24 protein-coding genes are annotated in these 26011 nt (G+C 61.9%); 9 read left to right on the top strand and 15 right to left on the bottom strand.

Annotation, left to right across the window (positions count from 1 at the left end; translation table 11 throughout):
- Genes V6607_RS21815 through V6607_RS21805 form a run of 3 tightly spaced genes read right to left on the bottom strand, consistent with a single transcriptional unit; the run spans window position 1 to window position 3580 of the window.
- Complete coding sequence (locus V6607_RS21815; protein ID WP_102369558.1) at window positions 1-1284, bottom strand: dihydrolipoamide acetyltransferase family protein; 1284 nt, start codon at window positions 1282-1284, stop codon at window positions 1-3.
- Complete coding sequence (locus V6607_RS21810) at window positions 1285-2343, bottom strand: alpha-ketoacid dehydrogenase subunit beta (protein WP_003212859.1); 1059 nt, start codon at window positions 2341-2343, stop codon at window positions 1285-1287. It abuts the gene before it with no gap.
- Window position 2344: 1 nt separating this feature from the next.
- Window positions 2345-3580, bottom strand: coding sequence for a 3-methyl-2-oxobutanoate dehydrogenase (2-methylpropanoyl-transferring) subunit alpha (locus V6607_RS21805; RefSeq protein WP_003212857.1), 1236 nt, complete (start codon window positions 3578-3580; stop codon window positions 2345-2347).
- 195 nt (window positions 3581-3775) lie between these two features.
- On the opposite strand from V6607_RS21805, the gene bkdR reads away from it, so the two are divergent.
- Window positions 3776-4261: a Bkd operon transcriptional regulator BkdR gene (gene bkdR, locus V6607_RS21800; protein ID WP_003212855.1), complete on the top strand. Its 486-nt coding sequence runs from the start codon at window positions 3776-3778 to the stop codon at window positions 4259-4261.
- 122 nt (window positions 4262-4383) lie between these two features.
- On the opposite strand, the gene V6607_RS21795 is transcribed toward bkdR, so the two are convergent.
- Window positions 4384-5247, bottom strand: a complete 864-nt coding sequence (locus V6607_RS21795) for an MBL fold metallo-hydrolase (protein WP_134327018.1) — start codon at window positions 5245-5247, stop codon at window positions 4384-4386.
- A 179-nt stretch (window positions 5248-5426) separates the two neighbouring features.
- Between V6607_RS21795 and V6607_RS21790 the strand changes: the two genes are divergently transcribed.
- Both V6607_RS21790 and V6607_RS21785 read left to right on the top strand, forming a co-directional pair.
- Window positions 5427-6671: an FAD/NAD(P)-binding oxidoreductase gene (locus V6607_RS21790; protein ID WP_134327017.1), complete on the top strand. Its 1245-nt coding sequence runs from the start codon at window positions 5427-5429 to the stop codon at window positions 6669-6671.
- 9 nt (window positions 6672-6680) lie between these two features.
- The gene (locus tag V6607_RS21785) at window positions 6681-7496 is read left to right on the top strand and encodes a sulfite exporter TauE/SafE family protein (RefSeq protein ID WP_003207794.1); all 816 of its coding nucleotides are present in this window, start codon (window positions 6681-6683) and stop codon (window positions 7494-7496) included.
- A 30-nt stretch (window positions 7497-7526) separates the two neighbouring features.
- On the opposite strand, the gene V6607_RS21780 is transcribed toward V6607_RS21785, so the two are convergent.
- Window positions 7527-8192 carry a response regulator transcription factor gene (locus V6607_RS21780; RefSeq protein ID WP_003207796.1) on the bottom strand — a complete coding sequence of 222 codons (666 nt, stop codon included), beginning with the start codon at window positions 8190-8192 and terminating at the stop codon, window positions 7527-7529.
- A gap of 237 nt (window positions 8193-8429) precedes the next feature.
- On the opposite strand from V6607_RS21780, the gene ercA reads away from it, so the two are divergent.
- The 5 genes from ercA (at window position 8430) to V6607_RS21755 (ending at window position 15971) form a co-directional block, all read left to right on the top strand.
- Window positions 8430-9593 carry an alcohol dehydrogenase-like regulatory protein ErcA gene (gene ercA / locus V6607_RS21775; protein ID WP_003207798.1) on the top strand — a complete coding sequence of 388 codons (1164 nt, stop codon included), beginning with the start codon at window positions 8430-8432 and terminating at the stop codon, window positions 9591-9593.
- Entirely contained in the window at window positions 9577-10947 is a 1371-nt protein-coding gene (locus tag V6607_RS21770) for a hybrid sensor histidine kinase/response regulator (RefSeq protein ID WP_003207799.1), read from the top strand. Before ercA ends, V6607_RS21770 begins: the two co-directional genes overlap by 17 nt.
- Window positions 10948-11026: 79 nt before the next feature.
- Window positions 11027-12505, top strand: a complete 1479-nt coding sequence (locus V6607_RS21765) for a DASS family sodium-coupled anion symporter (RefSeq protein WP_134327016.1) — start codon at window positions 11027-11029, stop codon at window positions 12503-12505.
- Between the two features lie 665 nt (window positions 12506-13170).
- Complete coding sequence (locus V6607_RS21760) at window positions 13171-14829, top strand: MFS transporter (RefSeq protein ID WP_003207803.1); 1659 nt, start codon at window positions 13171-13173, stop codon at window positions 14827-14829.
- The gene (locus V6607_RS21755; protein ID WP_003207807.1) at window positions 14826-15971 is read left to right on the top strand and encodes an HlyD family secretion protein; all 1146 of its coding nucleotides are present in this window, start codon (window positions 14826-14828) and stop codon (window positions 15969-15971) included. The genes V6607_RS21760 and V6607_RS21755 overlap by 4 nt, the downstream gene beginning before the upstream one ends.
- A gap of 123 nt (window positions 15972-16094) precedes the next feature.
- On the opposite strand, the gene V6607_RS21750 is transcribed toward V6607_RS21755, so the two are convergent.
- From V6607_RS21750 to V6607_RS21705, 10 genes are all read right to left on the bottom strand, one after another.
- Window positions 16095-16955 carry an aldose 1-epimerase gene (locus tag V6607_RS21750; RefSeq protein ID WP_134327686.1) on the bottom strand — a complete coding sequence of 287 codons (861 nt, stop codon included), beginning with the start codon at window positions 16953-16955 and terminating at the stop codon, window positions 16095-16097.
- 194 nt (window positions 16956-17149) lie between these two features.
- A complete protein-coding gene (locus tag V6607_RS21745; protein ID WP_003207810.1) occupies window positions 17150-18430 on the bottom strand; it encodes a TRAP transporter large permease in 1281 nt (426 codons plus the stop codon).
- The gene (locus tag V6607_RS21740) at window positions 18431-18958 is read right to left on the bottom strand and encodes a TRAP transporter small permease (protein WP_003207813.1); all 528 of its coding nucleotides are present in this window, start codon (window positions 18956-18958) and stop codon (window positions 18431-18433) included. It abuts the gene before it with no gap.
- 67 nt (window positions 18959-19025) lie between these two features.
- A complete protein-coding gene (locus tag V6607_RS21735) occupies window positions 19026-19997 on the bottom strand; it encodes a TRAP transporter substrate-binding protein (protein WP_003207815.1) in 972 nt (323 codons plus the stop codon).
- Window positions 19998-20048: 51 nt separating this feature from the next.
- Window positions 20049-20924, bottom strand: coding sequence for an SMP-30/gluconolactonase/LRE family protein (locus V6607_RS21730; protein WP_134327015.1), 876 nt, complete (start codon window positions 20922-20924; stop codon window positions 20049-20051).
- Between the two features lie 30 nt (window positions 20925-20954).
- Window positions 20955-21776, bottom strand: coding sequence for an NAD(P)-dependent oxidoreductase (locus tag V6607_RS21725; protein WP_003207819.1), 822 nt, complete (start codon window positions 21774-21776; stop codon window positions 20955-20957).
- 252 nt (window positions 21777-22028) lie between these two features.
- The gene (locus V6607_RS21720) at window positions 22029-23297 is read right to left on the bottom strand and encodes an OprD family porin (RefSeq protein ID WP_008431917.1); all 1269 of its coding nucleotides are present in this window, start codon (window positions 23295-23297) and stop codon (window positions 22029-22031) included.
- Between the two features lie 148 nt (window positions 23298-23445).
- On the bottom strand, window positions 23446-24303 hold the full coding sequence (copD, locus tag V6607_RS21715; protein ID WP_003207822.1) for a copper homeostasis membrane protein CopD: 858 nt from the start codon (window positions 24301-24303) through the stop codon (window positions 23446-23448).
- A 3-nt stretch (window positions 24304-24306) separates the two neighbouring features.
- On the bottom strand, window positions 24307-24672 hold the full coding sequence (gene copC, locus V6607_RS21710; RefSeq protein ID WP_003207825.1) for a copper homeostasis periplasmic binding protein CopC: 366 nt from the start codon (window positions 24670-24672) through the stop codon (window positions 24307-24309).
- A 23-nt stretch (window positions 24673-24695) separates the two neighbouring features.
- Window positions 24696-25139 (bottom strand): GNAT family N-acetyltransferase, encoded by a 444-nt coding sequence (locus V6607_RS21705; protein ID WP_003207827.1) that lies wholly within the window; start codon window positions 25137-25139, stop codon window positions 24696-24698.
- A gap of 144 nt (window positions 25140-25283) precedes the next feature.
- Between V6607_RS21705 and V6607_RS21700 the strand changes: the two genes are divergently transcribed.
- Window positions 25284-25904 (top strand): TetR/AcrR family transcriptional regulator, encoded by a 621-nt coding sequence (locus V6607_RS21700; RefSeq protein WP_003207828.1) that lies wholly within the window; start codon window positions 25284-25286, stop codon window positions 25902-25904.
- Window positions 25905-26011 lie beyond the last annotated feature (107 nt).

The following is a 26011-nucleotide window of genomic DNA, read 5'->3' as shown; positions in this document are numbered from 1 at the left end:
TTACTCCAGGAACAGGCTGGCGGGTTGTTCGAGCAGGCCACGGATGGCCTGGATGAATTGCGCCGCGTCCATGCCATCGACCACCCGGTGATCGAAGGAGCTGGAGAGGTTCATCATCTTGCGGATCACAATCTGGCCCTTGATCACCATCGGCCGCTCGACAATGCGGTTGACCCCGACGATGGCCACTTCCGGCAGGTTCAGCACCGGGGTGCTGACAATCCCGCCCAACGCACCGAGGCTGGTCAGGGTGATGCTCGAGCCCGACAGCTCATCGCGACTGGCCTTGCCATTGCGCGCCGCATTCGCCAAGCGATTGATTTCTTGCGCCGTGCCCCACAGGTCGCGGGCTTCGGCGTGACGCACCACCGGCACCATCAGGCCGACATCGCTCTGGGTGGCGACACCCACATGCACCGCGCCGAGGCGGGTGATGACCTGGGCTTCGTCGTCATAACGCGCGTTGATCTGCGGATAGTCGCGCAATGCGACGACCATGGCCCGCACCAGGAACGGCAGCAGCGTCAGCTTGCCGCGGGTAGCGCCGTGTTTCTCGTTGAGGTGCACGCGCAACTCATCGAGGGCCGTGACGTCGATCTCTTCCACATAGCTGAAATGCGCGGCGCGCCGGGTGGCGTCCTGCATGCGCTGGGCGATCTTGCGGCGCATGCCGATCACCGGGATTTGCTGCTCGTCGTTGCGTTCGGCGTACGGGTTGGAGGCCCCGGAATTTTTCGCCGGACCCTGGAGCAAGTAAGCGTCCAGATCTTCATGCAGAATCCGGCCGGCCGGGCCGGAGCCCTGGACCAGTCGTAGCTGGATGCCAGCATCCAGCGCATGTTTGCGCACGGCCGGGGAGGCCAGCGGGCGGTCATCGGCCTCGCGGGCCACGGGCGCTTGCGCAGCCGCCACCGCAGGTTTGGCTGCCGGCTTGGGTTCAACCACCGGCGCGGCCCTGGCTTCGACTTTCGGTGCAGGAGCCGGTGCCGGCGCGACCTCTTCAACCACCGCCGACAACGCCGACTCCCTGGTATTGCCCGCGCCTTCCACTTCGATACTGATCAAAACACTGCCCACCGCCATGACTTCCCCCGGCTCGCCGCCGAGGGAAATCACCTTGCCGTGCACCGGCGACGGAATGTCCACCATGGCCTTGTCGGTCATCACGTCCGCCAGCACCTGGTCTTCTACCACCAGGTCGCCGACCTTGACGTGCCATACCGACAATTCAACTTCTGCGATGCCTTCGCCAATGTCCGGCATCTTGATAACGTGCGTGCCCATTCAGACCTCCATAACCCGATGCAAAGCCGCGCCCACACGGGTCGGGCCAGGGAAATACGCCCACTCTTGCGCGTGGGGATACGGGGTATCCCAACCGGTGACGCGCTCGATCGGCGCTTCCAGGTAGTGGAAGCAATGCTCCTGCACCAGCGCCACCAGCTCGGCGCCGAACCCGCAGGTACGGGTGGCTTCGTGAACGATCACGCAGCGACGGGTTTTCTTCACGGAATTGACGATGGTTTCCAGGTCCAGCGGCCACAGGCTGCGCAGGTCGATGACTTCGGCGTCGATGCCGGTTTCTTCGGCGGCGACTTGCGACACATACACCGTGGTGCCGTAGGTGAGGATCGTCACGTCCTTGCCCGGGCGGGCGATGGCGGCCACATCCAGCGGCACGGTGTAGTAACCGTCCGGCACCTGCGCTTGCGGGTGTTTCGACCACGGGGTTACCGGGCGGTCGTGGTGGCCGTCGAACGGGCCGTTATACAGGCGCTTGGGTTCGAGGAAGATCACCGGGTCATCGTTTTCGATGGAGGCGATCAGCAGGCCCTTGGCGTCGTACGGATTGGACGGCATCACCGTGCGCAGGCCGCAGACCTGGGTGAACACCGCTTCAATACTCTGGCTGTGGGTCTGGCCGCCGTAGATGCCGCCGCCGCAGGGCATGCGCATGGTCAGCGGTGCCGTGAACTGGCCGGCCGAGCGGTAACGCAGGCGGGCCGCTTCGGAAATGATCTGGTCGGTGGCGGGGTACACGTAGTCGGCGAACTGAATCTCGGCCACCGGCCGCAGGCCATAGGCGCCCATGCCGACCGCCACGCCGACGATCCCGCTTTCGGAGATCGGTGCGTCGAACACCCGCGAGGTGCCGTACTTGTTCTGCAAGCCTTCGGTGCAACGGAACACGCCGCCGAAGTAACCGACGTCCTGGCCGAACACCACCACATTGTCGTCTCGCTCAAGCATCACATCCATGGCCGAGCGCAAGGCCTGGATCATGGTCATGGTCGTGGTGGTCATGGCGGTTTCCAGCTCGATATTGTTGTTGTGATCGTTCATGTCAGATCCCCAACTCTTGACGCTGGCGCTTCAAGTGCTCCGGCATCTCTTTATAAACGTCTTCGAACATGGTCGCGGCGCTTGGAATCTGGCCACCGGCCAGGGTGCCGTACTGTTCGGCTTCTTTCTGGGCCTTGAGCACTTCGGCTTCAAGTTCGGCACTGACCGCCGCGTGTTCCTCTTCGGACCACTGACCAATCTTGATCAGGTGCTGCTTGAGGCGGGCGATCGGGTCGCCCAGCGGGAAGTGGCTCCAGTCGTCGGCGGGACGGTATTTGGACGGGTCATCGGAGGTGGAGTGCGGGCCGGCACGGTAGGTCACCCATTCGATCAGGGTCGGGCCCAGGTTGCGGCGGGCACGTTCGGCGGCCCAGGCGGAGGCGGCGTACACCGCGACAAAGTCGTTGCCGTCCACCCGCAGGGAGGCGATGCCGCAACCCACGCCGCGTCCGGCAAAGGTCGTGGCTTCACCGCCGGCAATGGCCTGGAAGGTGGAGATCGCCCACTGGTTGTTCACTACGTTAAGAATCACGGGTGCCCGGTACACGTGGGCGAAGGTGAGGGCGGTGTGGAAGTCGGACTCAGCGGTGGCGCCGTCGCCGATCCAGGCCGAGGCAATCTTGGTATCCCCCTTGATGGCCGAGGCCATGCCCCAGCCCACGCCTTGTACGAATTGGGTGGCGAGGTTGCCGGAAATCGTGAAAAAGCCGGCATCTTTTACCGAGTACATGATCGGCAACTGGCGGCCCTTGAGCGGGTCGCGCTCGTTGGACAGCAGTTGGCAGATCAGGTCTACCAGCGGCACTTCCCGGGCCATCAGGATGCTTTGCTGGCGATAGGTGGGGAAGCACATGTCGTCGATGTTCAAGGCCAGGGCCTGGGCGCTGCCGATGGCTTCTTCGCCGAGGCTTTGCATGTAGAACGACATCTTCTTCTGACGCTGGGCGACCACCATGCGGTTGTCGAAGATCCGCGTCTTGAGCATGGCGCGCATGCCCTTGCGCAGAATCTCGACTGGCACGCCTTCAGCCCATGGGCCGAGGGCCTGGCCTTGATCGTCGAGCACGCGAATCAGGCCCTTGGCCAGGTCGGCGGTGTCGGCGGGTTCTACGTCGATTGGGGGTTTGCGCACCAGGCCAGCGTCAGTCAGGCGCAGGTAGGTAAAGTCGGTCTTGCAGCCTGGGCGGCCCGAGGGTTCGGGAACGTGCAGGCGCAGTGGTTCGTACTGCTGAGTCATGGCTTTCTACGCTCTATCTTGTGAATTTCTTGTAGTGGGCGCGGTAGCTGACAGTCCTTCTTCGGGTAGAAGAAATCTTGTCCTACAACAATCATAGGCTCGGCTCAGGAGAATATTTATCTCTGTTTCATTGCGTTGGAGATCATTTGGGGATAAAAAAACTGCATAAACATAATAAACAGGTGGTTTTGTCTCATGCGCAAACTGGACCGTATCGATATCGGCATTCTGAACGCCCTTCAGGAGAACGCCCGCATCACCAACGCCGACCTGGCCCGCTCGGTCAACCTATCGCCCACGCCGTGTTTCAACCGGGTCAAGGCCATGGAAGAACTGGGGCTGATTCGCGACCAAGTGACGCTGCTGGACGCCGACCTGCTGGGGCTGCACGTCAATGTGTTCATCCACGTCAGCCTGGAAAAGCAGAACGAATTGGCATTGCAGCAATTCGAAGGGGCGATTTCGGATCGCCCCGAAGTGATGGAGTGCTACCTGATGGCCGGCGACCCCGATTATCTGATTCGGGTGCTGGTGCCGACCATCCAGTCCCTGGAGCGTTTCATGATGGACTTCCTGACCAAAGTCCCGGGTGTCGCCAACATCCGCTCCAGCTTTGCCCTCAAGCAAGTGCGCTACAAGACCGCACTGCCGCTACCGGCTAACGGCATCAACCTCGGCTAACGAACGACACAAAACAAATGTGGGAGCGGGCTTGCTCGCGAATGGGGAGTGTCAGTCACCGAAAATATAGACTGATACACCGCATTCGCGAGCAAGCCCGCTCCCACATTTTGTAGTGCATTTCAAAGCTGGTTGAGGGGAATCTTCAAATAAATCACCCCATTTCCTTCCGCCGGCGGCATCACCCCGGCCCGCACATTCACCTGAATCGCCGGCAACAACAGCGTCGGCATGCCCAACCCGGCATCCCGCGTGGTGCGCATCTCGACAAACGCCGCCTCATCCACCCCGTCATGCACATGAATATTCCCCGCCCGCTGTTCAGCCACCGTGGTCAGGCACTTGGCTGCGCGTCCTTCGGGCGGATAGTCATGGCACACATAAAGGCGGGTTTCAGGCGCGAAGGCCAACAACTTGCGCATCGACCCATACAGCTGGCGCGCATCCCCACCAGGGAAATCGCAGCGCGCCGTGCCCACGTCCGGCATGAACAGCGTGTCGCCCACCAGAATCAACTGGTCATCAATCAGGTAAGCCATATCCGCCGGCGTATGCCCCGGCACATGCAGCGCCTGGGCCTTCAGGTTGCCGATGTGAAACACCTCATCCGGCGCAAACAGATGGTCGAACTGCGACCCATCCACCCGAAACTCCGGCTCCAGGTTGAACAGGTTCTTGAACACTCCCTGCACCTTGCTGATGGACTGGCCAATCGCGATCTTGCCCCCCAGCTGGCGACGCAAATAAGGCGCAGCCGACAGATGATCCGCATGGGCGTGGGTTTCCAGCAACCACTGCACCTGCAAGCCATGCTCGCGCACAAACGCGATCACCTTGTCCGCCTGGCCGGTGCCGGTGCGTCCGGAGGCCGGGTCGTAGTTGAGCACCGAATCAACGATGGCGCATGGGCCACCGTCCGTTTCATAGACGACGTAGGTGTAGGTCGACGACGCCTCGTCCAGAAAGGATTGAATCAACGCTGACATGACGGGTTTCCCAGATAGCTAATGGCGACTTACATTCAGTTAGGTTTCCACATAACCTTGTGAGCTTAAGTGAATTAAAGGACCCGAGGCAAAGGATGGCATCGTGGTGGCAAACAGCTAGGGCGTGGTGCCATACGGCAACGACCCTTGCGTGCATTAACTGAAAAAGGCCATAGACCATGAACGACCAACACTGGGGACCTACCATCAGTGGCGATATCGTTGTCATCGGTGGCGGCTCGGCAGGCATCGGCCTGCTGGCCAGCCTGCTCAAGCGCGACCCGCACCTGAACATCATCCTGATCGAGCCCAGCGACCACCACTACTACCAGCCGGCCTGGACCCTGGTGGGCGGTGGGGCTTATGACGTTACCAGGACCGTGCGCCCCATGGCCGACGTGCTGCCCAACGGCGTCACCTGGATCCAGGCCGCGGTCAGCGAATTACTGCCCGACGAGCAAACCCTGGTGCTCGACAGCGGCCAGCGCGTCAGTTGGAAGAACCTCATCGTGTGCCCGGGCCTGCGCCTGGCCTGGGAGAAGATCGAAGGCCTGCAAGAGACCCTCGGCCGGCATGGCGTAACGTCCAACTACAGCTATGAGCACGCCGCCTACACCTGGCAACTGGTGCAGCAACTCAAAAATGGCAAGGCGATCTTTACCCAACCGGCCATGCCGATCAAATGTGCCGGCGCTCCGCAAAAAGCCATGTACCTGTCGTGCGATCACTGGCTCCGCCAGGGTGACCTGAAAAACATCAAGGTCGAATTCAACCTGGCCGGCGCTGCCTTGTTCGGCGTGCCGACCTTCGTGCCGCCGCTGATGAAGTACGTTGAAAAGTACTCGGTGCAACTGGCATTCAACTCCAACCTGGTCAAGGTCGACGGCCCCGCGCGCAAGGCCTGGTTCGAAATCAAGGACGCCGAAGGCAATGTGCGCGTCGAAGAGAAAACCTTCGACCTGCTGCACGTCGTTCCGCCACAGGTCTCGCCGGACTTCATTCGCCACAGCCCCCTGGCCGATGCCGCCGGCTGGTGCGAAGTGAATCCCCAGAGCCTGCAACACCTGCGCTACCCGCACATCTTCGGCCTGGGCGATGTGTGTTCCACCACCAACGCCAAGACCGCCGCGGCGGTGCGCAAGCAAATCGTGGTGGTGGCGGAAAACCTGCTGGCCCTGCGCAGACAGGCACCGTTGCCCCTCAAGTACGACGGCTATGGCTCCTGCCCGCTGACCGTGGAGAAGGGCAAGGTGGTGCTGGCCGAGTTCGGCTATGGCGGCAAGTTGCTGCCGACCTTTCCCCTCGACCCGACTGTGGCGCGGCGTTCGGCGTGGTTCCTCAAGGCGAGTTTCCTGCCGTGGTTCTACTGGAACGGCATGCTCAAGGGCCGCGAGTGGCTGACCCGTCTGGCCAAGGTGGATTGAGGCAACCCTATGCTGCTGGCAAGTTTTCTGGGCGTGTTGATGGGGTTGGTCATGGGCTTGACCGGTGCCGGAGGCGGCATTCTTGGTGTCCCGGCCCTGGTATTGGGGCTGGGGTTGACCATGACCCAGGCCGCGCCCGTGTCGTTGTTCGCGGTGGGCGCGGCCGCTGCCGTGGGGGCTGTCGACGGTTTGCGCCATGGCCTGGTGCGTTACCGCGCGGCGCTGCTGATTGCGCTGCTTGGCGCGCTATTTTCGCCGCTGGGGGTTTTCTTCGCCCACCAGATGTCGGAGAAAGTCCTGATGGGCCTGTTCAGTGCGCTGATGGTGCTGGTGGCCTGGCGCATGCTGCAACGGGAGAAGCTTGAGGCCGGGCCGAGCGACCACGGCACCGCGTCCTGGGGCCAGAAGAACTGCATGCTCGATCAACAGACCGGGCGCTTTTCCTGGACCGCCAAATGCACCGCCACCCTGGCGGCCCTCGGCGCAGTGACCGGTGCGGTATCGGGCTTGCTCGGTGTGGGCGGCGGTTTCCTGATCGTACCGGCCTTCAAGCAACTGACCGATGTGCAGATGCGCGGCATCGTCGCCACCTCGCTGATGGTGATCAGCCTGATCTCGTTGATCGGCGTGATCGGCGCGTTTCATGCCGGGGTCAGTATCGAGCCGATGGGCTGGGTGTTTATCGGTTCGAGCATTGTCGGCATGTTGGCGGGGCGGCGCCTGTGCTCGGTGATCAAGGCGCGCACCTTGCAGGTGGGTTTTGCCACCCTGTGTGTGCTGGTGGCGGCGGGCATGCTGTTTCGGGCCCTCATTCAGGTGCCTTGAAATGCGGTCAGCATCCCGCCCCTACGGGTATCAGCGCCGCAGGTAGGCACCAAAGTCGATGTCCCCGGCGCTGAGAATCGCCTGCACCCGATTGTGCACGTTCAACTTGCGCAGGATTGCCGAGACATGGGCCTTCACCGTGGTCTCGGCAATCTCCAGGCTATAGGCGATCTGCTTGTTCGAGTCACCCTTGGTCATCCGCTCCAGCACCAGCAATTGCTTGCGGGTCAGGGCCTGCAGCAGCTCCGGCGCAAGCCCCAGGCAATCATTCATGCGCCGTTGCCCGCCGATTTTCTGGCTGCGAATAATCTCCGGCGGCAAATACACATTGCCGTTGAGAATCTGTTGGATTGCCTCGGTCATCTGCAGCCTGGGCGAGGACTTGGTGATAAACCCCACCGCGCCATAGGTGATGGCTTGCAGCACGACCTGCTTGTCCTGCTCGGCGGACACGATCACCACCGGAATCGTCGGCGACTCGTTGCGCAGGTTGATCAGGCCATTGAGGCCGTGCATGCCCGGCATGTTCAGGTCCAGCAGGATCAGATCCAGATCGTCGTGCTCCTGGCTCATGGTCAGGGCGCTGTCCAGGTCGCCGGTTTCCATCACTTCGCTGCCCGGGAACCCGTCGCTGATGACGTTGTGGATCGCCTCGCGAAACAGTGGGTGATCGTCGGCTATCAGAATTTTGTACATGGACGTTCGCCTTATTATTTTTGCTTATTCAAGCAGGTCCGATCCATAGGGTCATGCGCCCATTACATGCCAGTCTCGATGCCTTGGGAATGCGACGATAGAGAGGGGAATCAGTACCAAAGTAGTAGATCGTGCCGTACGTCGCGGTTTCAGCGCCACCCATTGGTCTGATTGCATTCAGTGTCGGATGGGTTAGTGTGGAGCGCATCTTCCAGAATAATAAAAACAGGCTTACCAATGAGCCCGAACCTGAGTCTCCTGCGTAAATTCGTTTCCCCTGAAATCATCTTTGGCGCCGGCTGCCGGCACAACGTAGGCAACTACGCCAAGACCTTTGGCGCGCGCAAGGTGTTGGTGGTGAGTGATCCCGGCGTGGTTGCTGTCGGCTGGGTGGCCGATGTCGAGGCCAGCCTGCAAGCGATCGGCATCGACTACTGCCTGTACACCGCCGTTTCGCCCAACCCCCGGGTTGAAGAGGTGATGCTCGGCGCCGAGGTCTACCGTGAAAACCATTGCGACGTGATCGTCGCCGTCGGTGGCGGCAGCCCGATGGACTGCGGCAAGGCCATCGGCATCGTGGTCGCCCATGGCTGCAGCATCCTCGACTTCGAAGGCGTCGACACCATCCGCGTGCCGAGCCCGCCGCTGATCCTGATCCCGACCACTGCAGGCTCCTCGGCGGATGTCTCGCAGTTCGTGATCATTTCCAACCAGCAGGAGCGCATGAAGTTCTCCATCGTCAGCAAGGCGGTGGTGCCCGATGTTTCACTGATCGACCCGGAAACCACGGCGAGCATGGACCCGTTTCTCTCGGCCTGTACCGGCATCGATGCGCTGGTGCATGCCATCGAAGCCTTCGTGTCCACCGGCCACGGCCCGCTGACCGATCCCCACGCGCTGGAAGCCATGCGCCTGATCAATGGCAACCTGGTGCAGATGATCGCCAACCCCGGCGACATCGCCCTGCGAGAGAAAATCATGCTGGGCAGCATGCAGGCCGGGCTGGCGTTTTCCAACGCGATCCTCGGCGCGGTGCATGCCATGTCCCACAGCCTTGGCGGCTTTCTCGACCTGCCCCATGGCCTGTGCAACGCGGTGCTGGTGGAACATGTGGTGGCGTTCAACTACAGCGCGGCACCGGAGCGTTTCAAGGTGATTGCCGAGACCTTCGGCATTGATTGCCGGGGCCTCAACCACCGGCAAATCTGCGGCCGGCTGGTGGACCATTTGATCGCGTTGAAGCATGCGATCGGCTTCCATGAAACCCTCGGCCTGCATGGAATTCGAGTGGCGGACATTCCCTTTCTGTCGCAGCACGCCATGCACGACCCGTGCATCCTTACCAACCCGCGTGAATCCAGCCAGCGTGACGTCGAGGTCGTCTATGGCGAAGCTCTCTGACGATCAGCAACGGGCACTCGCGGGGCTCCTGGGGCTGGGCAACCACTCGGCGCGCAAGAGTCATTACCCCGAACTGACCGCGCGCCTCGACGAGCTGGAAGCCGAGCGCAATCGCTACATCCGCCTCAACGACGAATTGGAACAGCGGGTCGCGGCGCGTACCGACGAGTTGCTGGAAGCCAACCGCAACCTGCAACAGCAAATCGCCCAGCGCGAGAAGATCGAGCAGGACTTGCGCGATGCTCGGGATGCCGCCCAGGCCGCCAACCGCAGCAAGGACAAATACCTTGCCGCCGCCAGTCATGACCTGCTGCAACCCCTCAACGCCGCACGCTTGCTGATTTCCACCCTGCGCGAGCGCAACTTGCCCAGCGTCGAACACGTGTTGGTGGAGCGCACCCATCAGGCCCTGGAAGGCGCCGAGGATTTGCTCACCGACTTGCTGGACATTTCCCGACTCGATCAAGCGGCGGTCAAGCCGGACATCGCCCTGTACCGTCTCGACGAACTGTTCGCACCGCTGGTCTCGGAATTCCAGTCGGTGGCCGCGGCGTCCGGGCTGAACCTGCGGGCGCGTACAGGCCATTACGCAATCAACACCGACCTGCGGCTGGTGACGCGGATCCTGCGCAATTTCCTCAGCAACGCCTGCCGCTACACGAGCGCGGGCTCCATCCTGTTGGGCGCCCGCCGCCGGGGTGAGCGGTTGCGCCTGGAGGTGTGGGACACCGGGCGCGGAATTGCGGCGGACCGTCTGGACGCCATCTTCCTGGAGTTCAATCAACTGGACGTGGGCCGCGCCGCCGACCGCAAGGGCGTGGGACTGGGGTTGGCGATTGTCGAGCGTATCGCCGAGGTCCTCGGTTATCCGGTGGCGGTGCGTTCGTGGCCGGGGCGCGGTTCGATGTTCAGCATCGAAGTCCCCATCAGCGAGGACATGCCGCTGCCCATCAGTGTGGTGGCCGCGCAACCGAGCACCGGCAACCCGCTGCCGGGGAGGCGGCTGCTGGTGCTGGATAACGAAGTCGGCATCCTCGACAGCATGAGCGCGCTGCTTGGGCAGTGGGGCTGCGAGGTGGTCACTGCGACCGACCAGGCCGGCGCACTGGTTGCGTTGCAGGGCAGGGCACCGGAGCTGATTCTCGCGGACTATCACCTGGACCATGGCGTGGTGGGCTGTGAGGTCGTGCACCAGTTGCGCGAGCATTTTGGCTGCAGGATTCCGGCAGTGATTATCACCGCCGACCGCACCGACCAATGCCGCCGTGCATTGCAGCGCCTGGACGTGCCATTGCTGAATAAGCCGGTCAAGCCCGGCAAGTTGCGGGCGGTGTTGACCCAGTTATTGGCCTAGCCACTTGATACCCGTCAACACCGGGCGTGACGCTTTGCCTCATGCTGTGGGCCAGATTTCACGGCCGACGGAGAACCCCATGAGTGCCCCCGCAACAACAGCTGCTTCATTCAAGTTGCCCCTGGGCCTGGTGGTCGGCGTACTGGTGATGGTCGGCGTGCTGCTGTTGCCGCTGCCGGCCGACTTGCCGGTGGCCGGGCACCGGATGCTGGCGATCCTCGCGTTTGCGGTGGTGGTATGGATCACCGAAGCGGTCTCCTACGAGGCCAGCGCGATCATGATCACCTCATTGATGGCTTTTTTGCTCGGCACTGCGCCGTCGCTGCAAGACCCCACGCACCTGATCGGTTCCAGCCCGGCCATCAGCATGGCGTTGACGGGGTTTTCCAACCCGGCGCTGGCGCTGGTGGCCGGCGCGCTGTTTATCGCCGCAGCCATGACCCATACCGGGCTGGACCGGCGCATCGCGTTGGTCACCCTGACCCGCGTGGGTACCAGCACCCGGGGCATTCTCGTCGGGGCAGTTGCCGTGACCATCCTCTTGAGCCTGGTGGTGCCCAGCGCCACGGCCCGCAGTGCGTGTGTGGTGCCGATCATGATGGGGGTGATTGCCGCGTTCGGCGTGGACAAGCGTTCGAATATTGCGGCCGGGATCATGATCGTCGTGGCCCAGGGTACGAGCATCTGGAACGTCGGTATCCAGACGGCGGCGGCGCAGAACCTGCTGACGGTTGGCTTTATGGACAAGATGCTGGGGCAGCGGGTGTCGTGGATCGACTGGTTGATCGCCGGGGCGCCGTGGGCGCTGATCATGTCGGCGGTGTTGTTGTTTTTGGTGTTGAAGCTGCTGCCGCCGGAGAGTGACAGCATTCCCGGAGGCAAGGAGGCGGTGGCGCAATCGCTGGTGGACATCGGGCCGATGACGGGGCCGCAGAAGCGCTTGCTGACGGTGTCGGTGCTGCTGTTGCTGGCGTGGGCGACTGAGGGGCGGTTGCACAGCTTTGATACGACCTCGACGACGTATGCCGGGCTGGTGTTCTTGCTGATGCCGGGGATCGGGGTGATGACCTGGAAGGATGTGCAGTCGCGGATTCCGTGGGGCACGGTGATTGTGTTTGGGGTTGGCATCAGCCTGGGGACGGCGTTGCTGACCACCCAGGCGGGGCAGTGGCTGGGGTCGCAGGTGGTGGCGCATACCGGGTTGGACCAGGTGGGGCCGCTGGGGGTGTTTGCGATTCTGGGGGCGTTTTTGATCGTGATTCATTTGGGGTTTGCCAGTGCCACGGCGTTGACCTCGGCGTTGTTGCCGATCTTGATTGCGGTGTTGCAGACGTTGCCCGGGGAGTTCAGTCGGCTGGGGATGACGATGTTGCTGGGGTTTGTGATGAGCTACGGGTTTATCCTGCCCATCAATGCGCCGCAGAATATGGTGTGTTTGGGGACCGGCACGTTTACCGCGCGGCAGTTTGCCAAGGTCGGGATTTTGGTGACGTTGATTGGGTATGGGTTGATGTTGGTGTTTGCGGCTACGTATTGGAGTTGGTTGGGGTGGATTTGAGGTGGGGGGCATATCCGTTATTTCGGTAACGGCCGCTTATGGTTCCGCTCTTACAGCGGCCCGCTTCGCACTGCCTGCGTTCGGCCTCGGGCTCATTGGGGCAGTCAGATCAAGGTCAAAAGCAAAAGCACAGCGGCCTACCGGCCGGCTTGAGTGTTAAAAACAGAGGCAAGATCCAGGGCGAAAGCAGAGCTGCTTTTCTGTGGGAGCGGGCTTGCTCGCGAAGAACCTGAGAGCGCCGCGTTCATTCAGGATGCCCGCGTCATCGTTAACGACCTTCGCGAGCAAGCCCGCTCCCACATTTGACCGTGCCCGCTTTAGCTGTTGATTTACAACACTCAAGCCGGCCGGGAGGCCGCTGTGCTCTTGCTTTTGATTTTGATCTTGATCTTAGGCGCCCCGTTAAACCACGCTGGCCGGAGTGCGGGCACACCGAGCATTAGCGAGGTGCCGAGTGGTGGGGCAAGAGCGTTTTGCTTACTTTTGCGCTGTTAAGAAGTGAGCCGCTGTAAGAGCGGAACCATAAGCAGCCGTTACCGCAGCAACGGATATGCACCCCAACCGCCCAAATCCCTCCCAAGATGGCAAGTTGAACTCCACTCAGGTTTACTACTCCCTGAGTAACCGTTCCACCGGCCCCAAACGCCGGTCATCAAGGCCACCGAATGGACAAATACACCCCCCACACCTGGCAGCCCCACGAGCGCCCGAGCCTGCCGGGCTCGCCGTCGACGCCGCTGCATTCCACCCGCAAGCGCTGGGCCTACGCCCTCGTCGGCGTACTCGTGGCAATCACCGGTGGCCTCGGCAACTCGCTGGTGATCGCCAACCTTGTGTACCTCCAGGGCGCCCTGGGCGCGACGACGGCCGAGATGGCCTGGCTCCCCGCCGCCTACGTCATGACCAACGTCTCCATGAACCTGCTGCTGGTAAAATTCCGCCAGCAATTCGGCCTGCGTGCGTTCACCGAAGTGTTCCTGGTGCTCTACGCCCTGGTCACCTTCGGCCACCTGTTCGTCAACGACCTCAGCTCGGCCATCGCCGTACGCGCGGCCCACGGCATGGTCGGCGCCGCCCTCAGTTCCCTGGGCCTTTACTACATGATCCAGGCCTTTCCCGCAAAGTGGCGGATGAAAGCCCTGGTGCTCGGCCTGGGCACCGCGCAATTGGCGTTGCCCCTGGCCCGACTGTTCTCCGAAGACCTGCTGCAAATCGCTGAATGGCGCGGCCTGTACCTGTTCGAACTGGGCATGGCGCTGACCTGCCTGGGCTGTGTGTTCCTGCTCAAGCTGCCACCGGGCGACCGCTTCAAGACCTTCGAAAAACTCGACTTCCTGACCTTCGCCATCCTCGCCACCGGCGTTGCCTTGCTCTGCGCGGTGCTGTCCCTGGGCCGTATCGACTGGTGGCTGGAAGCGCCGTGGATCGGTATCGCCTCGGCCTGCTCGCTGGTGCTGATCATGGCCGGCCTGGCCATCGAACATAACCGCTCCAACCCGTTGCTGATGACCCGTTGGCTGGGCAGCGGGGCGATGATTCGCCTGGCGTTGGCGGTGGTGCTGATTCGCATGGTGCTCTCGGAGCAGTCCACCGGCGCCGTGGGCTTCATGCAGATGCTGAACATGAGCAACGAGCAGATGCGCACGCTGTATTGGGTGATGCTGGCGGGGGCGATTGCCGGCCTGGCCGTGAGCGCGCTGACCATCAACCCCGCGCATTTGCTGATGCCGCTGATCATCTCCCTGGCCTTCATGGCCGTGGGCTCGGTGATGGACAGTTTCTCCAGCAACCTCACGCGTCCGCAAAACATGTACATCAGCCAGTTCCTGCTAGGCTTTGGCGGCACGTTCTTCCTCGGGCCGACCATGGTCCTGGGCACGAAGAACGTACTGACCAACCCCAGGAACCTGGTGAGCTTCTCGGTGCTGTTCGGGATTTGCCAGAACCTCGGCGGCCTGATCGGCGCGGCATTGCTCGGTACGTTCCAGATCGTGCGGGAAAAATTCCATTCCAGCATGATCGTCGAACACCTGACCTTGCTCGACCCGCGTGTGGCGGCGCGTGTTGCCAGCGGCGGCTCGGCCTATGGCGGGGTGATCGCCGACCCCGAGTTGCGCAACCTCATGGGCATTCGCAGCCTGGCCACGGCCGCCACCCGCGAGGCGAATGTGATGGCCTACAACGATGTGTTCATGCTGATCGCGATCATCGCCATACTCACCATGATCTGGATCTTTATCCGCAGCCTCTGGCTGATGAGTACCACTAAAGCTGCCGCCAGTGCAGCGCCTCCCGTTCAACCCAGCGGCGCACTTTCTTCATGACCGAACCGACGACGACCACCACCAACGCCATCGCTTCCACGCCGGAAGGCACCGCGCCGCCGAGCATGCCGGCCACCGAACCGCGCTCCTTGCGGGTGCGCATCATCTCTTCCATGGGCTTTGCCGCGATTGCGATTATCGGCGTGCTGATCGTGCTCTACGCCTGGCAGTTGCCGCCCTTCAGCAGCGCCGTGGAAACCACCGAAAACGCCCTGGTGCGCGGCCAGGTGACGATCATCGGGCCGCAGCTCAGCGGCTATGTGTATGAAGTGCCGGTGACGGACTTCCAGTACGTCAAGGCCGGGGATTTGCTGGTGCGCCTCGATGACCGTATCTACAAGCAGCGCCTTGATCAGGCCCAGGCGCAATTGGCGGTGCAGCAGGCGTCCCTGGCCAATGTGGTGCAGCAACGCAACAGCGCCGAGGCGACCATCAAGCTGCGTCAGGCGGCCTTGATGGACAGCCAGGCCCAGGCCCGCAAAAGCACCGCGGATTTGCGCCGCAATGAGGAGTTGATCAGCGATGGGTCGGTGTCCAAACGCGAGCTGGACGTGACCCGCGCCGCCAATGCGCAAACCATTGCGGCCGTGGCCCAGGCCCAGGCCAACCTGGAAATCGCCCGGCAGGATTTGCAGACAGTGATCGTCAATCGCGGTTCGCTGGAGGCGGCGGTGGCCAGTGCCGATGCGGCAGTGGAGCTGGCGCGTATCGACCTGTCGAACACCCGGATCATCGCCCCGCGTGACGGGCAACTGGGCCAGATTGGCGTGCGCCTCGGGGCCTACGTCAACAGCGGCGCGCAGTTGATGGCGCTGGTGCCGAACCAGCTGTGGGTGATCGCCAACATGAAAGAAACCCAGATGGACAACGTGCAGGTTGGCCAGCCGGTGACCTTTACCGTGGATGCCCTGGACCACCGCAAGTTTCACGGCACGGTGCAGCGCATTTCCCCGGCGACCGGGTCGGAGTTCAGCCTGTTGCAGGCGGACAATGCTACCGGCAACTTCGTCAAGATCGCCCAGCGGGTGCCGGTGCGGATTACCGTGGATCCGGGGCAGGAGCAGAGTGAACGGCTGCGACCGGGGTTATCGGTGGTGGTGAGTATCGACACGGCGGGGCGCCTGAAAAACACCCCTCCCTAAGACACAATGGAGATCAAAAATGTGGGAGCGGGCTTGCTCGCGAATGCGGAGTGTCAGTCGCAGATGTGTTGACTGATCCACCGCATTCGCGAGCAAGCCCGCTCCCACATGGGTTTTGTGTTGTTAGAGGGTTTTGTATTGCAGGCTGAAACTGAGTTCTGCCGACTGGCCTTGTTCCAACAGCTTCAATCCCGGCCTACCCGGCAGGTGATGGGCATTCACCGGATGACTCACCGGCTCGAAGCAGAAAAAATCCAGCCCCGGCGGGCAATACAGCAGGTAATAGTCGCTGCCGGTGGCCTGGCATTCCAGGGTGTAACCCAGGTCTGGCTGCTGGATGACGCAGCGCCCGTCCCACTGGCAAAAACCGTTGTCCACCAGTGTCTCGGGCAACGATTCTGGGTGTTGAAAATCCCACTCGGCGGGTACGGCAGCCAGCCCTGTCGGCAATTTCGCCGCATCACTCATCCATACCTGCGAAGCCTTTGCCTGCAATTGCGTGCCCGGCCTGCGGGGCAGATACGGATGCAATCCCAGCCCATGCCACGTCGCCGTTTCCGCCAGGTGCGTGACGCGCAAGGTGATGCTCAACTTGCCGCCCTTCAACTGAACCCGCTGCTCGGCGCGATACGCAAAGGGTGTGCTGCTGTCCAGTTGCAACACCACTTCGTCTGACGTCTGGCTGACCACCTGCCACACCTGTTGCCAGGCACTGCCATGAATTGGCAGCGGGTCCAGCGGGCTGTTGGGCTCAAGTCCCAACCACCCTGATGGGTTATCAAAGCCACCTTCGGCAACCCGGTTCGACCAGGGCGCCAGCGGGAAGCACGCAAGCTTCCCCGGCAGGCCGCTGGCCAGCGACTGTTGATCGGTGTGGCGTAGCAACGGCTGGCCGCTGCTGCGTACTGTCCAGTTGACGATACTCCCGCCCAACGCTGGCGCCAGCGTCAGGTGGGTCAGGTTGTCTTCGAGTTCAAGCATCATGAGTGTCAGCAGACCTATTGAATGATGAATGCTTGTGTGGCGAGGGAGCTTGCTCCCGACGGGCTGCGGAGCGGCCCCAAAAAAGCGGGAGCGCTTCGCACTCCAGCGGGAGCAAGCTCCCTCGCCACAGAAAGCTCCCTTGCCACAGCAGCTCCCTCTCCACAATAGCTCCCTCGCTACACGCAGTGTGGGGCTTATAACACCAACCCCGGCAACCACAACGACAACGCCGGAATGTAGGTCACGGCCATCAGCACCAAAAACAGCACGCCATAAAACGGCAGCAACGCCTTCACGGTCTTCTCGATGCTGACTTTGCCCACCGCCGCCCCCACAAACAACACCGCACCCACCGGCGGGGTGATCAGGCCGATCCCCAGGTTCACCAGCATGATCATGCCGAAGTGCACCGGGTCGACGCCAATCCCCAGGATCACCGGCAGCAAAATCGGCGTGAGGATCAAAATCAGCGGCGCCATGTCCATCACCGTGCCCAGCAACAGCAGCATGGCGTTGATGCACATCAGGATCACGTAGCGGTTGTCCGACAGGGTCAGGAACATCGTGGTGATCTTCGCCGGGATCTGCATCAGGGTCATGATGTAGCCGAAGCTGGCGGCGAACGCGATCAGGATCATCACGATGGAGATCGTGCGCACCGTGCGGTGCATCAGCTTGGGCAGCTCGCTCCATTTGTAGTCGCGGTAGATGAACATGGTCACGAAGAACGCCCACAACACCGCAATCGCCGCCGACTCGGTGGCGGTGAAGATGCCCGACAGAATCCCGCCAAGAATGATCACCATGGCCATCAGGCCCCACAATGCGTCGGCGCAGATTTTCAGTGCCTGTTTCAGGGGGATCACTTCGCCTTTGGGGTAGTTGCGCTTTTTCGCGAAGATCAGGCACAGCACCATCAGGCAGGCGCTCATCAGCAGGCCCGGGACCACGCCGGCCATGAACAGCGAGGCGATGGACACGGTGCCGCCCGCCGCCAGGGAGTAGAGCACCGAGTTGTGGCTCGGAGGCGTCAGCAAGGCTTGTACCGAGCCGCTCACGGTGACGGCGGTGGCGAATTCACGGGGATAGCCCTGGCGTTCCATTTCCGGAATCAGCACCGAACCGACAGACGCCGTATCGGCCACCGACGAGCCGGAGATCGCGCCAAAAAACGTCGAGGCCATGATGTTCACCAGGGACAGGCCTCCGCGCACAAACCCCACCAGCACCCCGGCAAACGCCACCAGCCGGCGCGACATGCCGCCCTCGGCCATGATCGCCCCGGCCAGCACGAAGAACGGAATCGCCATCAGCGAAAACTTGTTCACCCCGCCGGCCACCTGAATCATCAGGGCCTGGAACGGAATGTCGATCCACCACGCGCCGATCAGCGCAGAAAGCCCCAGGGCGTAGGCCACCGGCATGCCAATCAGGATCAGGGCGATAAAGCTGCCCAACAGAATCAATGCGTCCATTCAGGCAGCCCCTTCACTTTCTTCAACCAGGTCGAAGCGCACGACCCGACGGTTGCTCTGGTCACCCAGCAGGAGTTTTTCCAGCACAAAAACCAGGGTCAGCAAGCCACCGATCGGGATCGGCATATAGGTGATGCCCACCCGCAAGGTCGGCATGGCGCTCATGAACTGGTTCCAGGTCGACAGGCACAATTTGCTGCCCCAGATCGTCATGAACAGGCAGATGGTTGCCATCAGCAATTGCGAGACGATGCCGACGATTCGGCGTTGGCCGGGCGGCAGGCGGTCGGTGACCATGGCCACCGACATGTGCGCCCCGGCGCGGTAGCTGGCGGCGGCGCCGACAAAGGTGAACACCAGCATCAGCAGGATGGCGGTGGGCTCCGGCCAGCTGGAGCCGGTGCCGAGCACGTAGCGGGCGAAGATGCCCCAGGGAATGATCAGCGCGACGCCGAGAACGGCGAGGCCGGCGATCCAGATGCAGCTCATGTAAATGCGGTCGTTGATGCGCAGCAGTAAATTCTTCATGGCGTTCACCGTAACCGGGCGCGTCGATGCCGACCGCGCCGGGCCTTATCTATGAGAGGAAAAAGGGTTACTCGACGGCTTCGATGCGCTTGATCAGGTCGGCGTAGGGCGCGCCGTACTTGTCGCGAATCGAAGCGGTGGCCTCATAGAACGGTTTTTTGTCGATGTCGATGAACTCGACGCCAGCAGCCTTGAGCTTGGCTTCACTGCTGGCAGACTTGGCGTCCCACAGCTCGCGCTCCTGGATCTGCGCGGCTTTGGCGGTGTTCTTCACCAGCACCTGTTGCTCGGGGGTGAGCTTGTTCCAGGTGATTTTCGACATCACGATGGGCTCGGGCAGAATCAGGTGGCCGGTCAGGCTGTAGAACTTGGCGTTCTGGTAGTGGTTGTGTTCCAGCAGGGTGGGCGGGTTGTTTTCCGCGCCGTCAATCACGCCGGTCTGCAGGGCGCTGAAGATCTCGCCGGTGTCCATGGCAATGCCGTTGCCGCCCATGGCGTTGATGGTTTCGATGAAGATCGGGTTGCCCTGCACGCGGATCTTCATGCCCTTGAGGTCTTCGATCTTGCGCACCGGTTTCTTGGTGTAGAGGTTGCGCGTGCCGCCGTCCATCCAGGCGAGCGCCACCAGGTTGAATTCGGAGTCGGTGATCTTGGCGAGGATTTCATCGCCGATCTCGCCGTCGATGACCTTGCGCATATGCACCTGGTCGCGGAACACGAACGGCATGTTGAACACGTTCACGTCCGGCACCACCGGGCCGACGATGCCGAGGCTGACCCGGGCCATCTGGATCGCGCCGACCTGGGCCTGTTCCACCACTTCCTTTTCCGAGCCCAGCACGCCGCCGGGGAACATCTTGAAGGTCAGGCCGCCGTTGCTTTCGGCCACCAGGGTTTTACCCAGCTGTTCTTCGGCGACGACGGTGGGGTAGCCGGCGGGGTGGATGTCGGCGAATTTGATTTCCAGCGCGTGGGCGGCACCGGCGAAGACGAAGGTGAAGGGGAGTGCGGCGAGGAGCAAAGTGCGTTTGAAGTCCATGGGGTGTCTCTCCAGTCTTGTTATTGTTTTATTCAAGGCACAGCGATGCAGCTAGAGGATGAAGGTGGGCTCCGGCAATCCGGTGACCCCGGGGTTGAGGGCAAACACGCCGCCGGCCAGCGACTGGGCACTGTGGTCGTCGCGGATCGAGGTGACGAACAGGGTGTCCAGGCGGCTGCCACCGAAGGCGCACATGGTGGGTTTTTTCACCGGCACGGCCAGTGAGCGGTCGAGACGGCCGTCGGGGGTAAAGCGGTGGACCAGCCCGGCATCGTTGGCGCAGATCCAGTAGCAACCTTCGGCATCCACGGCGGCTCCGTCGGGGCGGCCGAGGAACTGGTGCATATCCACAAACAGCCGCCGATTGGACGGCGTGCCGCTGTCGATGTCGTAGTCGAAGGCCCAGACCTGCTGGACCAACGGGTGCGAATCCGAGAGGTACATCGTGCGCCCGTCCGGGCTGAAGGCCAGGCCGTTGGGGGTGATGAAACCGTTGAGTGCAGTGTGAACCGCCCCGCCTGTTTCGTAGCGGTACAGTGCACCGTCGGCCGCATTCTCGGCCATGTTCAGCACCATGCTGCCGGCCCAGAACCGGCCCTGGCGATCACAGCGGCCATCGTTCAGGCGCATGTCCGGGCGGGCGTGCTCGACGCTGGCCAGGGGCGCAGTGTCGAGCCTGCCATCGTTGTGGGGCGTCAGCCGGAAAAACCCGGTTTGCATGCCCGCAACCCAATCGCCCGCCGAGGTGCGGGCGATGCAGGCGAGCATCTGCGGAGCTTTCCAGGCCTGCGCCTGGCCGCTGGTGGCGTTCCAGCGTTGCAGTTCGCCTGTGGGAATATCCACCCAGTACAGGGCGTTTTCCCCGGGTACCCACACCGGGCATTCACCCACGGCGTTGCGGGCGTCGACAATCAGTTCTGCTTGCATGGCCACTCATTCCCTTGGGTTGGTCTGTGGTCAGTCACCGAACGGGCCGGCGGCGCAAAACGCGCCACCCTGGTACACCCGCGCCGGGTCGTCGGCAGCGGGCATCGGCTGGGCTTCCACCTGTTTGCGGAATACTTCGGAAGAGTCCCGCGGGGTGAAGCCCAGGTGCGCGGCGAAGCGGTTGTCCCACCACACATCGAGGTTATCCGACATGCCGTAGACCACGGTATGCCCGACATTCGGTGTGTACAGCGAGCGTTCGAGCAGTTGGGTGAGGTCGTCGAAGCTCAGCCAGGTGTGCATCATCCGGCGGTTCTGGGGTTCGGGGAACGAGGAGCCGATGCGGATGCTGACGGTCTCGATGCCATAGCGATCGAAGTAGAAACTGGCCATGTCCTCGCCGTAGGATTTGGACAGCCCGTAGTAACTGTCGGGGCGGCGCGGGGAGTGGGCGTCGAGGGCTTCGTCCTGCTTGTAGAAACCGATCACGTGGTTGGAGCTGGCGAAGATGACGCGCTTGACCCCATGGCGGCGCGCCGCTTCATAGATGTGGAAGATCCCGCAGATGTTCGCGCCCAGCACTTCCTCGAACGAGCGTTCCACCGATACGCCGCCGAAATGCAGGATCGCATCGACGCCTTCCACCAGTTGGTGCACGGCTTGTTTGTCGGAAAGATCGCAAGGCAATACTTCTTCGCTGTCGTCAGCGGCCGGGGCCATGTCGGCGATATCCGACAGGCGCAGTACCTTGGCGTAAGGACGCAGGCGTTCGCGCAAGACTTTGCCCAGGCCACCGGCGGCACCGGTGAGCAGCAAGCGGTTGAACGGGGTAGGGGCGGTTGTGGTGGTCATGGTGATCCCGTTATTGTTGTAGGTTGTCGTATGACTGATCCGAAGTATCCTTAGGGTTTCCTACACTTGTCAACGCACTATTGGTCGAAGTTGATAGAGGCTCATCGCTGTCCTGTGGCGAGGGAGCTTGCTCCCGCTGGAGTGCGAAGCGCTCCCAAGATTTTGGGGCCGCTGCGCAGCCCAGCGGGAGCAAGCTCCCTCGCCACAGCAAGCTCCCCCGCCACAAAAGCCTTTCCGGTTGTTTGTAAACCGCTATAACAACGACAGCGGGTAACTGATGAATATCCGGTTTTCATCAAACTCGTTGGTACTGAAATCCCGGCGCATCGTTGCGTTGCGCCAGCGCACATTCAGGTCCCGCAGTGGACCGCTTTGTACCGTGTAGGCCAGTTCCGACTCACGGCCCCACTCCTTGCCATTGGTGATCGCCCCGGTGTGCACGTTATCGCCACTGATGTAGCGGTTCATCATGGTCAACCCGGGAATGCCCAGTACCACGAAGTTGAAGTCGTGCCGCACCTGCCAGGATTTTTCCTTGGCGTTGTCGTAGCTGGCGTTGTAGCTGTCGTTGGCCAGGGTGCCGCCGCTGGTGCCGTTGACCCGCATCCAGGCGCTGTCGCCGGTGAGTTTCTGCAGGCCGATATAGAAGCTGTTGCCTTTGTATTTGGCCGAGAGCAGGGCGAACGCGGTTTTGTTGTCGAGGTCGCCGGCCAGGGCCTTGCCGTCTTCCTTGCCGGTGAAGAACCCGAGGTTGGCGCCCAGGGTCCAGTCGCCCACGGGCTGGCTGTGGGTGAGGTTGAAATACTGTTGCTGGTAGATGTCACTGAGTTCGGCGTACCACACGCCAACCTGGGTGCGCTTGTCGTTGAAGGTGTATTCGCCGCCGCCGAAGTTGAAGCGGTCCGAGGTGAATGCGGCTTTGCCGTTGAGAAACATGTCATCCATGCTCGCGTCGTTGCGCGGGCTGTTGCCGCGGAACTGGCCGCCATACAAGGTCAGGCCGGCGATTTCCCTGGACGTTACCTGGCCGCCGCGGAACGTTTGCGGCAGTGAGCGGCCGTCATCCGAGCGCAGGATCGGCAGTACCGGCATCCATTCGCCGACTTTCAATTCGGTGTTCGACAGCTTGGTTTTCAGCGCCACGCCCAGGCGCCCGAAGTTATCGGCAGGGCGGCCATCGCTGCGGGTCGGCAGCAGTTGGGTGCCGGCGGTACCTTTGCCGCCGTCGAGTTTCTGCGAGTACAGGCCCAGCACGTCCAGGCCGAAACCGACGGTGCCTTGGGTGAAGCCGGACCTGGCATCGAGAATGAAGTTTTGCGTCCACTCCTCGGCCTTGCCCTGGGGGTAGGCGGGGTTGGTGAAGTTGCGGTTGAAGTAGGCGTTGCGCAGGTTGAGCGTGGCGGTGGCGTCATCGATGAAGCCTTCTGCCGAGGCGGTGGCGGGGAGGGTAAAGGCCAGGCTGCTCAAACCGATGGCGGCAAAACGGGTGGTGCCGGAGAACTGGCGGACGTGTTGGCTCACAGTGACGCTCCCTTGTCTTTTTGTTGTTTTTATTTTTTGTTATACGTTGTCGTACAACATTGAGGGCGATATTTGCGAGGTTTCAGGGGGATGTCAATCGAAAGTTATACGATGACTCCCTGCGTGAAGGGAGTCAGGGGGGAAGGAGTTATCCCGCTGCAACCATGGGCGGCAAGGTGCCAAGCAGCGAAACGGCGGCTACCGCTGAAACACCTAGTAACCATTCAATCATTACGCTGGCCTTCAAGGCAGGCAGCCGCTGCTCACAGTTGTGAATCCGCAGGCGGTTCAGCAGCGCCAGGGCGAGCATGCCGAACACCAGCAGCACCTTGATCAACAGGATCAGGGCGAACCCTGTGAACAAGGGCGTCGGCCAGAACTGCCCGGTGAGCACCCGCACGTTGATCAATCCGGTCACCAGCAGCCCTGTCACCAGGCCATAACCGATGCCACTGAAGCGCTTGAGGATCGGTTCCAACGGATAGCGGGGCGATTGCCTGAGGATCAACACCAGCAGGAGCAGGCCGCCCAGCCAGGCACCGACACACACCAGGTGCACCACCTGATTGAGGATCAGCAACTGTCCGGCCATGCCATTGAGCATGGCGCCATGGCCCACCGGTGCCAGTGTCGCCAGCAGCAATGCACAGAGCGGCAGGCGCAACGCTTTCCACGGCGTCATCAGGCCCAGAACCAGCAGCACGTTCAGTAGCAAGTGCCAGGTCCAGACCTGGCCGAAGAAGGTTTTGCCCAGCACCAACTGCACGGTCGACCATTCCAGCGCGCCCAGCCCGACACCGGCCATGCTCGCGCTGATCAACAGCAGCCACGCCACCCCCGACACCAATGCCAGCCACGCCAACCCTTGGGTGATGCGCGACAGTTGGCGGTCCAGCACCGGTTGCGGTCCCGCGCCCAGCAGCCAGGGCCTGAACACACAGGCCCCGAACATCAACAGCACGACGATGAAATGCAGGAAACGGCACAGCACCAGCAGGGTGGCCATGGATTACTGGCCGACCTTGAAGCTGTATTCACCGTTGCTCTTGTGGGTATCCACCGAGACCGCGTTCCACACCACTTTGTAGGTGCCGGCGGCCAAGGGTGCGGCCGGTGTCACCACCAATACTTTCTTGTCGGCGTCCGGGGTTTCCAGGCCCTTGATCGCGACTTCGGTGCCGTCCTTGCTCAGGGATACCTTGGTGAAGGTCGCTTCAACGCCTTCGCTGAACGTCAGGCGCAGGTCCTTGGGCGCGGCGACGCTGCTGTCGGCGGCAGGCTCCGAGCTTTTCAGGTGGGCGTGGGCAAACGCGGCCGAGGCGCCCAGCAGGGAAGCGAGCAGGGCAACGGTGGTGAGGGTCTTCTTGATCAACATTGTTCAATACCTTCAGGTGAGAGTCAGTCGTTCGGTAGTGCCATGTGCAACAAGGGGAAGGGCTTGCCTTCGCCATCGACGGGCGAGCGGCCGGTCTGGATAAAACCATAGTGCAGGTAGAAACCCACGGCCTGTGGATTCTGCTCGTTCACGTCGACCCGCAGGGTGTCGTGGCGGGCGCGTACGAAGTCCAGCAACTGGCGACCGATGCCCTGGCCGCGTCGGTTCGGGTCGATAAACAGCATCTCGACATTATTGCCGCCGGTGCCGACGAAGCCGCCAATGCCTTGGGTATCTTCGTACACCCACACTTCAAGTGCGGGCATCGGCAGGTAGCAGTCGCGTACCAGGGGCAGCAGGCGCTGGATGTCGTCTTCGCTGAGAAAGTCATGGGTGGCGCGCACCGAGCGTTCCCACAGTGCACCCAGCACCGGGTCGTCGCACGCGCTTCGCTGTCGAATAGTCATGGGGGATGATCCTTCGAGGGGATGGCGATGCTAACCAATCCGCTATCGGCGGGGAAGGTTCTTGTACGAAGTTTCACAGTGGCGTGTCGCCGCGATCTAGAGCGGATGGTAGTCTTGAAGCCATGTTGTTGTCAGGGAGCCCTTATGGGCAATCACAAGATCGGTATTCGTCGGGTCAACGTCGAAAAGATTCTGCTGGCGGCTGAAAAGGTCTTCGCCGAGAAGGGCTATGGCAGCACCGCCATGGCCGACATCGCTGAAGAAGTGCAACTGCCGCGCTCCAACCTGCATTACTACTTCAGTACCAAGAGCGAGCTGTACAGCGCGGTGTTGTTCGACCTGCTGGAGGTGTGGAAGCAGGACGCCTTGTGCTTCGAGATGTTCGACGACCCGCGGGTGGTGCTCAGTAGCTACATCCGCGCCAAGATGCAACATTCCCGCAGCCGGCCTTATGGTTCGAAAGTCTGGGCGAATGAAATCATCCACGGCGCGCCAACCCTGGGGGAGGCGCTGGATGTGAGCCTGTATGACTGGGCCAAGATGAAGGAAGCGAAGATTCGCCAGTGGGTGGAGGACAAGCGGATTTTGCCGGTGGAGCCGTCGAGCCTGCTGTATATGATCTGGGCGTCGACCCAGCACTATGCCGACTTTGATCATCAGGTGAAGATCCTGAATGACCATCAGCCGTTGTCGGACATGCAGTTTGAGCGGGCGGTGCAGACGGTGACGAGTGTGATCCTGCGGGGGATCGGGTTGGAGCCCTAGATCGTTCCCACGCTCCGCGTGGGAATGCCGCCTGGACGCTCTGCGTCCGTTCTTAAGGTCGTGACGCGGAGCGTCAACGGATGCATTCCCACGCGGAGCGTGGGAAC

This window comes from Pseudomonas sp. KK18 (genome assembly GCF_037094675.1).
Classification (GTDB): domain Bacteria; phylum Pseudomonadota; class Gammaproteobacteria; order Pseudomonadales; family Pseudomonadaceae; genus Aquipseudomonas.
Note: the sequence above shows the minus strand (reverse complement) of the source record. Positions and strands in the feature narration are given on the sequence as shown.